The sequence below is a fragment of the Oricola nitratireducens genome (assembly GCF_014904745.1).
Taxonomy (GTDB): Bacteria; Pseudomonadota; Alphaproteobacteria; order Rhizobiales; family Rhizobiaceae; genus Oricola; species Oricola nitratireducens.
This window is the reverse complement of the sequence record NZ_JACZCS010000034.1, coordinates 1-11,683: the sequence shown is the minus strand read 5'-3', so window position 1 is coordinate 11,683 and position 11,683 is coordinate 1. Positions and strand designations below refer to the sequence as shown.

At 64.5% G+C, this 11,683-nt stretch carries 10 protein-coding genes and 1 pseudogene; all 11 read right to left on the bottom strand.

What is annotated here, in order from left to right:
* Nucleotides 1–289 precede the first annotated feature (289 nt).
* Entirely contained in the window at nucleotides 290–988 is a 699-nt protein-coding gene (gene urtE, locus IG169_RS16505; RefSeq protein ID WP_193177339.1) for an urea ABC transporter ATP-binding subunit UrtE, read from the bottom strand.
* Nucleotides 985–1,959, bottom strand: coding sequence for an alpha/beta fold hydrolase (locus IG169_RS16500; RefSeq protein ID WP_193177338.1), 975 nt, complete (start codon nucleotides 1,957–1,959; stop codon nucleotides 985–987). The genes urtE and IG169_RS16500 overlap by 4 nt, the downstream gene beginning before the upstream one ends.
* Before the next feature lie 84 nt (nucleotides 1,960–2,043).
* Nucleotides 2,044–2,796, bottom strand: coding sequence for an urea ABC transporter ATP-binding protein UrtD (gene urtD / locus IG169_RS16495; protein ID WP_193177337.1), 753 nt, complete (start codon nucleotides 2,794–2,796; stop codon nucleotides 2,044–2,046).
* Complete coding sequence (urtC, locus tag IG169_RS16490) at nucleotides 2,793–3,947, bottom strand: urea ABC transporter permease subunit UrtC (RefSeq protein ID WP_193177336.1); 1,155 nt, start codon at nucleotides 3,945–3,947, stop codon at nucleotides 2,793–2,795. The genes urtD and urtC overlap by 4 nt, the downstream gene beginning before the upstream one ends.
* On the bottom strand, nucleotides 3,944–5,563 hold the full coding sequence (gene urtB / locus IG169_RS16485; RefSeq protein WP_193177335.1) for an urea ABC transporter permease subunit UrtB: 1,620 nt from the start codon (nucleotides 5,561–5,563) through the stop codon (nucleotides 3,944–3,946). The genes urtC and urtB overlap by 4 nt, the downstream gene beginning before the upstream one ends.
* An 83-nt stretch (nucleotides 5,564–5,646) precedes the next feature.
* Complete coding sequence (gene urtA, locus IG169_RS16480) at nucleotides 5,647–6,936, bottom strand: urea ABC transporter substrate-binding protein (RefSeq protein WP_193177334.1); 1,290 nt, start codon at nucleotides 6,934–6,936, stop codon at nucleotides 5,647–5,649.
* A gap of 297 nt (nucleotides 6,937–7,233) precedes the next feature.
* Nucleotides 7,234–7,440 (bottom strand): DUF2783 domain-containing protein, encoded by a 207-nt coding sequence (locus IG169_RS16475; RefSeq protein ID WP_193177333.1) that lies wholly within the window; start codon nucleotides 7,438–7,440, stop codon nucleotides 7,234–7,236.
* An 88-nt stretch (nucleotides 7,441–7,528) separates the two neighbouring features.
* On the bottom strand, nucleotides 7,529–8,542 hold the full coding sequence (locus tag IG169_RS16470) for a fumarylacetoacetate hydrolase family protein (protein WP_193177332.1): 1,014 nt from the start codon (nucleotides 8,540–8,542) through the stop codon (nucleotides 7,529–7,531).
* Between the two features lie 67 nt (nucleotides 8,543–8,609).
* Nucleotides 8,610–9,257 (bottom strand): TetR/AcrR family transcriptional regulator, encoded by a 648-nt coding sequence (locus IG169_RS16465; protein ID WP_193177331.1) that lies wholly within the window; start codon nucleotides 9,255–9,257, stop codon nucleotides 8,610–8,612.
* Between the two features lie 75 nt (nucleotides 9,258–9,332).
* Nucleotides 9,333–11,543 carry a dehydrogenase E1 component subunit alpha/beta gene (locus tag IG169_RS16460; protein WP_193177330.1) on the bottom strand — a complete coding sequence of 737 codons (2,211 nt, stop codon included), beginning with the start codon at nucleotides 11,541–11,543 and terminating at the stop codon, nucleotides 9,333–9,335.
* A 1-nt stretch (nucleotide 11,544) separates the two neighbouring features.
* Nucleotides 11,545–11,683 (bottom strand): annotated as a pseudogene (locus IG169_RS16455) (acyl-CoA dehydrogenase); the annotation flags it as partial.

Genomic DNA, 11,683 nt, shown 5'->3' with positions numbered 1-11,683 from the left:
TGCGTAATTATGCGCTCATAACTATCGCCAAGGCGAGATGATCCAAATAGATTGGCGAAGCGAGCCCCTTGTCAATACCAATACTCATTGATCAAAACCTATACGCCCAATCGCGCACCGGAATACGATATTTACGCGGGTCGCGAGGCACAAATACCCATGAGTTATTGCCTTGTAGCGAAAAAGGCGATCGCCTCTGTAGCGCGATAGAAGGCGTTCGATTGCACCGCAGAACCGTCACAAAGGGCTCGAAACAGCCCTTAAATCCCATTCGGTCAGCCGGCGCAGCCTACACCGTCAGATGCCGCCGCACCGCCGGGTCATCCAGCGTGTCCGCCGCGCCTTCATGGACGATCTCGCCGCGGTCCATGATGTAGACCTGGTCGGCCAGTTCGCGGCAGAAATCGAGATATTGCTCGACCAGCAGGATCGATATGCCCTTTTCGTCGCGCAGATATTGCAGCGCCCGGCCGATATCCTTGATGATCGAGGGCTGGATGCCCTCGGTCGGCTCGTCGAGGACGAGCACCTTCGGGCGTGTCACCAGCGCCCGGCCGATGGCCAGTTGCTGCTGCTGGCCGCCGGACAGGTCGCCGCCGCGCCGCGACAGCATGGTTTTCAAGACCGGGAACAGTTCGAACACGTCGCCCGGCACATTGCGGTCCTTGCGCGGCAGCCGCGCATAGCCGGTTTCGAGGTTCTCCCTGACCGTCAGCAGCGGAAAGATCTCGCGGCCCTGCGGCACATAGGCGAGCCCCCTGCCCGCCCGCGCATGCGGCGCTCCGGAAAGCGTCTCCTCGTCCAGCGCGATCTCGCCCTTGCGGATCGGCTGGTGCCCCATCACGGCGCGCAGCAGCGACGACTTGCCGACGCCGTTGCGGCCGAGCACGCAGGTGATCTTGCCGGACCCGGCGGTCACCGAAACGCCGCGCAGCGCCTGCGCGGCGCCGTAATAGAGATCGATCCCGGAAACGGTAAGTGCGGTCATGCGTAGCCGATCCCCTTCAGGAACATGTCGATTTCGCCGAATAGTTCGCGATCGTGGCCGAGCCAGATATGGCCGCCGCTCGGATAGGTGACGAGACGCGCGCCCGGCACGCTTGCCGCGATATGGCGCGCCGCGTCCGCCGTCAGGAACCGGTCGTCCTCGACCGAAATGGCCAGTGTCGGCGCTAAGACCTTCTGCAGGTCCATCGGCGCCGGATTGCCGGAAAGCCTCGCATCGTTGAGAAGCCCGTCGGCGCGCGCGCTGACCGGCAGGATGCCCCGCAGAATTTCGTCCGCGCGCGCCTTTTCCGGGGCGCTGGCCGCTTCGTAGACGGCGGCGTCCGTCGCGAGCAGGGTTTCGATCATCGTCTCGCGCATGGTGACGATGGCCGCCCAGAACAGGAAGTCCGACCGCAACACGCTTTCCGCGACCGATTGCTGAAACGGCGACCAGGGACGCGCCGGCGGCCGGTCGGGTGCGTAGCTGGCCGGAACGATCGGCAGCAATGCGGCACAGCGGTCTGGATGGCGGATGGCGAATTGCATTGCCGACAGCGCACCGGCCGATCCGCCGGCGATGGCGATCCTGTCGATGCCCAGCGCGTCCAGCAGATCGGCGAAAGCGTCCGCCTGGTTGGCCGACGACGGATCGTCGGGAAAGGCCGAGCGCAGATAGCCGAAGCGCGACGGGGCGATGACGCGGTAGCCGGCCCTGACCAGTGGTGCGGCGAACGCCAGCCCCTGGTCGAAGCCGCCACCCGTTCCGTGAACCATCAGGAACGGCGTCCCGGTTCCGGCCTCGGCATATTCGAGATCGCCGAACCGGCTCGCGACCAGCGTGCTGCGTTCCGGCGAGATCCGCGTGCGCGCCTGCGCCATCGCGCGGCGATAGGCGGATGCGGTCAATCCGCCGCCGGCGACAAGCGCGCCGGCGGCGACCCCCAGCCCCAACAGCGTCCTGCGTCGCAGCATCGCCAATCCCTCCGTGACGGACATGTCCGCGGGAAGAATACTCGAACCGCCTGCAATCGCATTGACCGAGGACAACATCACGAATTACCGCCCCAGATAGCTTTCGATCACGCGCTCGTCGGCGCTGACATGGTCGAGCGAGCCTTCGGCGAGCACCGAGCCTTCGGCCAGCACGGTCACCTTGACGTCGAGGTCGCGGATGAAGGTCATGTCGTGCTCGACGACGATCACGGCCTTCTCGCCCGCGATGCCGCGCAAGAGCTTCGCCGTCTCGACGGTCTCGGCGTCGGTCATCCCGGCGACCGGCTCGTCGACGAGCAGCAGTTTCGGGTCCTGCGCCAGCAGCATGCCGATCTCGAGCCATTGCTTCTGGCCGTGCGAGAGGTCGGCCGCGCGCTCGGCGCGGCGATGCGTCAGGCGGATGGTGTCGAGGATTTCCTCGATGCGCGTTTTCTGGTCGGCCGACGTGCTGTTGAACAGCGTCGCGACGATGCCGTGATCGCGCTTCAGCGCCAGTTCCAGATTGTCCTCGACGGTGTGGCTCTCGAACACCGTCGGCTTCTGGAACTTGCGGCCGATGCCGAGCTGCGCGATCGCCGCCTCGTCATGCTTCGTCAGGTCGACCGAGCCTTCGAACAGGACCGTGCCCGTGTCGGGCCGGGTCTTGCCGGTGATGATGTCCATCATCGTCGTCTTGCCGGCGCCGTTCGGCCCGATGATGGCGCGCATCTCGCCGGGCTCGACGGTCAGCGACAATTCGTTGATCGCCTTGAATCCGTCGAAGGAAACGGACACGCCGTCGAGATAGAGCAGCGACCTGGTCAGCCTCTCGTTCATTCCGCCGCTCCCGCTTCCGGCTGCAGGGTTTCCTCGATGCGGTCGGCCTCGCGGCCCGTCCTGAGGCGCGCGACCCCGCCACTGACGAGGCCGACGATGCCCTTCGGCAGGAACAGCGTGGTCGCGACGAACAGCGCGCCGAGCGCGAACAGCCAGAATTCCGGGAACGCCGCGGTGAAGTAGCTCTTGCCGCCATTGACCGCGATGGCGCCGATGATCGGCCCGACCAGCGTGCCGCGCCCGCCGACAGCCGTCCAGATGACCACCTCGATGGAGTTGGCCGGCGCGAATTCGCCCGGATTGATGATGCCGACCTGCGGCACGTAGAGCGCGCCGGCGATCCCCGCCATCATCGCCGAGACGACGAAGGCGAACAGCTTGATGTGCTCGACCCGGTAGCCGATGAAGCGGGTCCGGCTTTCCGCGTCGCGCACGCAGACCAGCACCTTGCCGTAGCGCGAATTGACGATACCGGAACAGATGACGAAGGCGAGCGCCAGCGCGATGGCGGTCGCGGCGAACAGCGCCGCGCGGGTTTCGCGCGCCTGCACCGAATAGCCGAGAATGTCCTTGAAGTCGGTCAGGCCGTTATTGCCGCCGAAGCCCATCTCGTTGCGGAAGAAGGCGAGCAGCAGCGCGTAGGTCAGCGCCTGGGTGATGATCGACAGATAGACGCCGGAGACGCGGCTGCGGAAGGCGAACCAGCCGAACACGAAGGCGAGCGCGCCGGGCACGGCGACGACCATCAGCGCGGCAAACCAGAACTGGTCGAAGCCGTACCAGTACCAGGGCAGTTCCTTCCAGTTCAGGAACACCATGAAATCAGGCAGGACCGGATTGCCGTAGACGCCGCGCGTGCCGATCTGGCGCATCAGATACATGCCCATCGCATAGCCGCCGAGCGCGAAGAACGCGCCGTGGCCGAGCGAAAGGATGCCGCAATAGCCCCAGACCAGATCGAGGGCGAGCGCCAGCAGCGCGTAAGTGAGGTACTTGCCCGACAGGCTGAGGATATGCGTCGGCACATGCAGCGGATGCGAGGCCGGCAGATAAAGGTTCGACAGCGGCACCAGCAGCGCGATCGCCATGAGCGCCAGCGCGACCAGGATCGCCTTGCGGTCCAGCGCCCTGAACAGGAAACCGGTGATCATGCCTCCACCGACCTTCCCTTGAGCGCGAACAGGCCGCGCGGACGTTTCTGGATGAACAGGATGATCAGGACGAGGATGAAGATCTTCGCCAGCACGGCCCCGGCATAGGGTTCGAGGAACTTGTTGGCGATGCCGAGCGTCATCGCGCCGACCAGCGTGCCCCAGAGATTGCCGACTCCGCCGAAGACGACGACCATGAAACTGTCGATGATGTAGCCCTGCCCGAGATTGGGCGACACGTTGTCGATCTGCGAGAGCGCGACGCCGGCGATGCCGGCGATGCCCGAGCCGAGCGCGAAGGTAAACGCGTCGACCCAGGGCGTCGCGATGCCCATCGACGAGGCCATCGGGCGGTTCTGCGTCACGGCGCGCATCTGCAGCCCGAAGCGCGTGCGTTTGAGCACGAGCAGCAGGATCGCGAAGACGACGCCGGAGAAGACGACGATCCACAGCCGGTTGGTGGTGATCAGCAATTCGCCGACCTCGAACGATCCCGACATCCAGGACGGGTTGCCGACCTCGCGGTTGGTCGGGCCGAAGATCGTGCGCACCGCCTGCTGCAGGATCAGCGACACGCCCCATGTCGCAAGCAGCGTTTCGAGCGGCCGCCCGTAGAGGAAACGGATGATGCCGCGCTCCATCACCAGCCCGGCGGCGCCGGAGACGCAGAAGGCGAGCGGCAGCGCGATGGCCAGCGAATAGTCGAAGGCCCAGGGTGCGGATGTGCGGATGAATTCCTGCACGACGAAGGTCGTGTAGGCGCCGAGCATGACCATTTCGCCATGCGCCATGTTGATGACGCCCATGACGCCGAAGGTGATGGCGAGGCCGATGGCGGCGAGCAGCAGCACCGAGCCGAGCGAGACGCCGTAGAGGATGTTCTGGCCGGCATCCCAGAACATCATCGATTCCTCGATCGACGCGATCGCCTCGCGGCTTGCGGCACGGATCGCGTCGGATTGGGTGCTGGCGCCGATTGCGGTCAGGATCGGCAGCACGTCGCGGCCGCCGCGGTCGCGCATGAGCGCGATCGCATCGAGCTTGTCGGCTTCCGGCAGGTCGGATTGCAGAACGGCCGCGGCACGCGCCTGCATGAAGGCGGTTTTCACGCCGGCGTCGGTTTCTTCCGCGATGACGCCGTCGAGCGTCGCGATCATCGCGGGATCGGGCCGCGAGAACATCGTCTCCGCCGCCTCGAGCCGCACGGCCGAGTTCCTGGCGCGCAGCGTCAGACCAGAGACGACATCGGCGATCAGGCGCCGGATGGAGTTCTTGACCTTGACCTTGCGCAGATCGGCCCCGGGGGCCGTGCCTGCGGCCTCGCGCGTGAGCGGATCGAGCAGGTCGACGGTCTCGCCGTCGCCCTTGATGATGAACACCGCGCCGTCGCTTTCGCGCACCTGCAAAAGCCCGTCGGACAAGGCGTTCAGCGTCGGGACGGCATCGGTGTCGCCGAGTGCCTGCAACTCTTCGATGACGGCTTCGGTCTGGGAGAATTTCTTCGCCTCGGAGAACTTGGCGATGACGGCGCGCAGTTCGGCTTCGTCGGCGGATACGGGCATGGTGGCGGCCAGAATGAGGGCCAGCAGCCCGGAAAGGAGAATGATCAGCCGCATGGGTTGGTCAGCCGCGCCTAGCAAAGTGTTTCAGGGACATGGGCGGGGAGCCGGACAATCGGCTCCCCTGACAGTTGGAGATCCTACGAACCGCCGAGGCAGGTCTTGGTCTCGGTATTGTAGTTGCCGCAATTCAGCTCGACCCAGTCGGACTTCAGCGGCTTGGATTCCGGCAGGTAGTCCGACCATGCGTCGCCCGGAACCAGGTCTTCGGTCTCGGAGACCACTTCGAACTGGCCGTCGTCCTGGATTTCACCGATCAGCACCGGCTTGGTGATGTGGTGGTTCGGAAGCATGGTGGACATGCCGCCGGTCAGGTTCGGCGCCTGGATGCCCGGCAGGGCGGCGATGACGGCGTCGGCGTCCGTGGTGCCGGCCTTCTCGACCGCTTTGACCCACATGTTGAAGCCAATGTAATGCGCTTCCATCGGGTCGTTGGTCACGCGGTTCTCGCCCATTCGCGCCTTCCATTCCTTGATGAAGGCGGCGTTTTCCGGCGTATCGACCGACTGGAAGTAGTTCCATGCGGCGAGATGGCCGACCAGCGGCGCGGTGTCGAGACCGGCAAGCTCTTCCTCGCCGACCGAGAAGGCGACGACCGGAATGTCGGACGCCGAGATGCCCTGGTTGCCGAGTTCCTTGTAGAAGGGAACGTTGGCGTCGCCATTGATGGTGGAAACCACGGCGGTCTTCTTGCCGGCCGAACCGAAGGCCTTGATGTCGGAGACGATCGTCTGCCAGTCGGAATGACCGAACGGCGTGTAGTTGATCATGATGTCGTCCGGAGCCACGCCCTTGGCCTTCAGATAGGCTTCGAGGATCTTGTTGGTCGTGCGCGGATAGACATAGTCGGTGCCGGCGAGAACCCAGCGCTCGACGCCTTCTTCATTCATCAGATAGTCGACGGCCGGGATCGCCTGCTGGTTCGGCGCCGCACCCGTGTAGAACACGTTGCGCTGGCTTTCCTCGCCCTCGTACTGCACGGGGTAGAACAGGATCGAGTCCAGTTCCTCGAAGACCGGCAGCACGGACTTGCGCGATACGGACGTCCAGCAGCCGAAGACGGCCGCGACCTTGTCGGCCGTGATCAGTTCACGCGCCTTTTCGGCGAAGAGCGGCCAGTCCGACGCCGGGTCGACGACCACGGCTTCGAGCTTCTTGCCGAGAAGGCCGCCCTTCTTGTTCTGCTCGTCGATGAGCATCAGCATCACGTCTTTCAACGTGGTTTCGGAAATCGCCATCGTTCCCGAAAGCGAGTGGAGAACGCCGACCTTGATGGTGTCTTCCTGCGCCTGCGCGCTCGGTACAAGCGTAGCTGCGGCGAGCGCAGCGCTTGCGAAGACACCAGCCATGGTTTTGCGAATGAAATTCATGGGAGGCTCCTGACAGTTGGTGACCTCGGCTATCCAGCAATCGCCGTGCCAACCCCAATATTTCGCAGTAGACAGAGATCTTTCATGTTGTTTTTCAGCGCCTTGCGCCCGAAAACGGACTCGCCGCGCCAACCGGAAAACACGCGAGTCGCTTGCTGCGTGAAATGGCAGGAAGCCTGAAATATGGGCAAAAATCGCGCATACGGAATTACCGCCCACTATTTAGGCAATATTCCGGATTTGGCATATTAAGACCTTCCATCTGCCCTAGCGGCAGACGGGAAGTGCGGGAAGTGCCTATTTCGCGCCCTTGCGCGCGGCGGCCAGCGCGGCCGCCAGAAGCTCGGGATCGCCGATCTGGCTGGCGAGGATCAGGATCAGGCGGGTGTCCATGCGCACGCATTGCTCGAAGGTCAGCCCTTCATGCGCGTCGAGCAAAGCCTCGTAGAACGCCTCCGCATTGCGGCCGAGCCGGTCTTTCGCAAGATCATTTTTCCCGGTCATTGGACCTCCGCGGTCATCTGCGGCCGGCCAAGCCTAGACCCATTCACCGTTTTACGGAAACGGTGAATGGGCCTTGGGCAAAAACCGTTCAGCCGCCGTATTTTTCGACCGTCTGCTCGATCGCTCCGAAGATCGAATGGCCGTCGGCGTCCTTCATCTCGATGCGGACCGTGTCGCCGAATTTCATGAACGCCGTCGAGGCCGTGCCGTTGTTGATCGTCTCGATCATCCGGATTTCGGCGATGCAGGAATAGCCCGCCCCGCCCTCGGAGACCGGTTTGCCGGGCCCGCCGTCGAGCTTGTTCGACACCGTGCCCGATCCGATGATCGCGCCGGCGCCGAGCGGCCGGGTCTTGGCCGCATGGGCGACCAGTTCGCCGAAATCGAAGGTCATGTCGACGCCGGCATTCGCCCGGCCGAAAGCCGCGCCGTTGAAATCGACGCAAAGCGGCAAGGTCACCTTGCCGCCGTCCCAGGCATCGCCCAGTTCATCGGGCGTCACGGCGACCGGCGAGAACGCGCTCGACGGCTTCGACTGGAAGAAGCCGAACCCCTTGGCAAGCTCGCCCGGGATAAGCCCGCGCAGGCTGACGTCATTGACCAGCATGACAAGGCGGATCGCGTCACGCGCCTGTTCGGCGCTCGCGCCCGTGGGCACGTCGTCGACGATCACCGCCACCTCGCCTTCGAAGTCGATGCCCCAGGCCTCGTCGGCCATCACGACAGCATCGCGCGGCCCGAGGAAACTGTCGGAACCGCCCTGATACATCAGCGGATCGGTCCAGAACGTCGCCGGCATCTCCGCATTGCGCGCCTTCCTGACCAGTTCGACATGGTTCACATAGGCCGAGCCGTCGGCCCACTGATAGGCGCGCGGCAAGGGCGACATGGCTTCGTGTTCGTGGAACCGCTCCGTCGGCTGCGCGCCCGTCTCGATACCCTCGGCGACCCGCTCCAGCCGCGGCGCGGCCGCATGCCAGTCGTCCAGCGCCGCCTGCAGCGTCGGCGCAATATGGGCGACATCCGAACACTGCGTGAGGTCCCGGGAGACGACGACGAGACGCCCGTCGCGCGTATCGTTCTTCAATGTGGCAAGTTTCATGTTTTGTCAGACCTCGTTGCGGCCGCTGCGTCGCGGCCGGGATTGATCGGGCGGTTATGGAGTATCCTCAAGCGCGGCTCAACAGCCCATTGAGAACGATGTCAACATGGGCGGCGGCATAGGCATCGATGTCGAGCGGATCGTACTGCTGGAAAGTCATCATCCACATTGCCGCCGTTATCGCGGGCGCCGCTACGACCACGGGATAATCGATCGGAATGTCGGCGCGAAACTCGCCGCGCTCGATGCCGCGTCGCAGGATCCTGGTGAGCAATTGCTTGGCGATGCAGATCGTGTTGGCGTGGTAATATTCCAGAATTTCGGGAAACCGGTGCCCTTCCGAAATCATGATGCGCAGGATGATCCGCACGTCGCCCTTCACGAGCTTCTCGTACATAGTGTGGAAGACGAGACGAAGCAGGCTTTCGGTGTCGCCCGGAAAGGTGTCGACGATCCCCTGGACATCGGCGATGGCCGGAGCGGTCCTGGAATGGATCGCGGCGCGGAACAGCGCTTCCTTGTTCTCGAAATAGAGATAGATGGTGCCCTTGACGACACCGGCGCGCGCCGCGACGTCCTCGAGCCGGGTCGCCGCGAAGCCTTTTTCGGCGAACTCCTGCAACCCGGCTTCGATCAGTTCGGCCGGACGCGCCTCTTTCCGGCGTCGCCTGCGTCTTGGCGCTGACGTTTTTTTTGTTTGTTCTGTGTCCGCCATCCGGTTTTCATTGCCAGCTTGCGCGCGCAAAGACAATGCTGCCGGCACCGTTTCGTTCCGGGAAAACCGGAAGCGCTAGCCGTCTTTCCGGGCGCCTTTCGCCAGCGCCACCGCGGCATCGACGATGCCCGCCGTTGACGGCAGTGTCGCCGCATAGGCAGGCCCGGTGGCGATGAAACAGTCCTCGGCGGTTATCCGGGCAAACGATTTCACGCCGTTTTCCGCCATCAGCGCCATCAGCGCCTCGGACTGCGAGCCGGTACGCCGGCATTCGTCGACGATCAGCACGTGCCTGCAGCCCGAGACTGCCTCGAGGATCGCCTGTTCCGGCAAGGGCGCGAGCCAGCGCATGTCGATGATGCGGCTTTCGATTCCGTGCGCCTCGATCAGCTTCTCGACCGCCTGGTGCGCCAGGTAGCAGCCATTGCCATAGGTGACGATGGCGAGATGGTCGCCATGGCCCTCCACCGCGATGTCGCCGAGCGCAATCCGTTTGTCCGGCGCGGGATAGTGGCGCATCCACAGGCCGTCCTTTTCGGCATGCAGGTCGCGCATCGGATAGAGCGCGATCGGCTCGACAAAGACCGAGACGCGCTGTTCCTCGCGCGCCAGCCGCACGCATTCGCGCAACATCATCGCGGCGTCCGCGCCATTCGACGGACAGGCAATCACGATGCCCGGAATGTCGCGCAGCACAGCGAGCGAATTGTCGTTGTGGAAATGCCCGCCGAAGCCCCTCTGGTAGCCGAGCCCGGCGATGCGCACGACCATCGGATTGGCATATTGCCCGTTGGAGAAGAACGGCAGCGTCGCCGCCTCGCCGCGCAACTGGTCCTCGGCATTGTGCAGATAGGCAAGGAACTGGATTTCCGGGATCGGCACGAACCCGTTATGCGCCATGCCGATGGCAAGGCCGAGGATCGACTGCTCGTCCAGCAGCGTGTCGATGACGCGGTGGCGGCCGAACCGCTCGCAAAGCTTCTGCGTCACGCCGTAGACGCCGCCCTTCACGCCGACATCCTCGCCGGCAAGCACGATCTCGCGGTGCTCCAGCATCAGGTCGGTCAACGCCCAGTTGATGAGCTTCGCCATCGGCTGCGGCTGGTCGAACGCCTTTTCGTCGCCGCCGAACGCCTGCGTCCGCTCGTCCTGCGACGGTCCGTTCCTGCGCTTGCATGCGCGTTTCGGCGGGATCAGGCTCGCCATCACATCGCGCGCGCGCTTCAGCCGCGGCCGGTCGACGGCGAATTCCATCTCGGCCTCGCAGGCCTTCTCGATGCCTTCATAGATATCGATCGCGTCAGCGGGCGAAAGATAGCCTGCCCTTGCGAGCAGCCCCGCCGTGCGCACCAGCGGATCGGCCTCCTCCGACTGCGCGATCTCGGCCTTCGGCCGGTAGGCCGCTTCCACGTCCGAGCCGGCATGACCGAAGAGCCGCACCGTCTTCACATGCAGGAACACCGGCTGGCGATTGCGCCGCGCGAACTCCGCCGCCTCAAGCGCTGTGGCATAGGTCTCGAAGATGTCGAGCCCGTCGCACGCGAACCAGGCGAGCCCCCGCCGGTCGGAGAAATTCGCCTCGATCCAGCCGGGCGGGGTCTTCACCGAAATGCCGATGCCATTGTCCTCGCAGACGAACATCAGCGGCAACGGAACGCCCTGATAGGCCGTCCAGCAGGCCGTGTTGAAGGCACCTTGCGCCGTCGAATGATTGGCCGAGGCATCGCCGAAGGAACACATGACGATGGAATCGGGTTCGAGCGCCGCGTGTTCGGGCCGCATACGTTTCGCCAGCCCGATCGAATAGGCCGCGCCCACCGCCTTCGGCAGATGGCTGGCGATGGTCGAGGTCTGCGGCGGGATCGTCAGCGCCTTCGAGCCCAGCACCTTGTGACGCCCGCCGGAGACCGGATCGTCGGTCGAACAGGCGAAGCTCAGCAGCATGTCGCGGATCGGGTTCTGGCCGTCGACCTGGCCCGCGCGCTCGACCTGGAACGCGCCGTCACGGTAGTGCAGGAAGGCCATGTCCGTCGGGCGCAGCGCCGCGGCGACGGCGGCCATGCCCTCGTGCCCGGACGAACCGATCGTGTAGTAGCCCTGCCCCGCCTTCTGCATCCGGCGCGCCATCCGGTCGAGATGGCGCGAGATGCATTGCGAGCGGAAGATGCCGACGGCCCGCTCGGCGTTAAGCGGCAGGTCATGCGGCAGGTCGGCCTTGGGGAAATCACCGGCGGCGACCCGCTCGAGAAAGCGCCGGTGGACGTGCTCTGCCCGGTCCGCCGTCATCTCAGAAGAACGCCTGCAATCCGGTCTGCGCGCGGCCGAGGATCAGCGCGTGCACGTCATGCGTGCCCTCATAGGTGTTGACGGTCTCGAGATTGGCCATGTGCCGGAACACCTGGAATTCCTCGGAAATGCCGTTGCCA

Coding starts and splice junctions, on each gene's coding strand:
- urtE (WP_193177339.1), bottom strand. CDS start 988: ATGACCGCACTTACCGTTTCCGGGATCGATCTCTATTACGGCGCCGCG.
- IG169_RS16500 (WP_193177338.1), bottom strand. CDS start 1,959: ATGCTGCGACGCAGGACGCTGTTGGGGCTGGGGGTCGCCGCCGGCGCG.
- urtD (WP_193177337.1), bottom strand. CDS start 2,796: ATGAACGAGAGGCTGACCAGGTCGCTGCTCTATCTCGACGGCGTGTCC.
- urtC (WP_193177336.1), bottom strand. CDS start 3,947: ATGATCACCGGTTTCCTGTTCAGGGCGCTGGACCGCAAGGCGATCCTG.
- urtB (WP_193177335.1), bottom strand. CDS start 5,563: ATGCGGCTGATCATTCTCCTTTCCGGGCTGCTGGCCCTCATTCTGGCC.
- urtA (WP_193177334.1), bottom strand. CDS start 6,936: ATGAATTTCATTCGCAAAACCATGGCTGGTGTCTTCGCAAGCGCTGCG.
- IG169_RS16475 (WP_193177333.1), bottom strand. CDS start 7,440: ATGACCGGGAAAAATGATCTTGCGAAAGACCGGCTCGGCCGCAATGCG.
- IG169_RS16470 (WP_193177332.1), bottom strand. CDS start 8,542: ATGAAACTTGCCACATTGAAGAACGATACGCGCGACGGGCGTCTCGTC.
- IG169_RS16465 (WP_193177331.1), bottom strand. CDS start 9,257: ATGGCGGACACAGAACAAACAAAAAAAACGTCAGCGCCAAGACGCAGG.
- IG169_RS16460 (WP_193177330.1), bottom strand. CDS start 11,543: ATGACGGCGGACCGGGCAGAGCACGTCCACCGGCGCTTTCTCGAGCGG.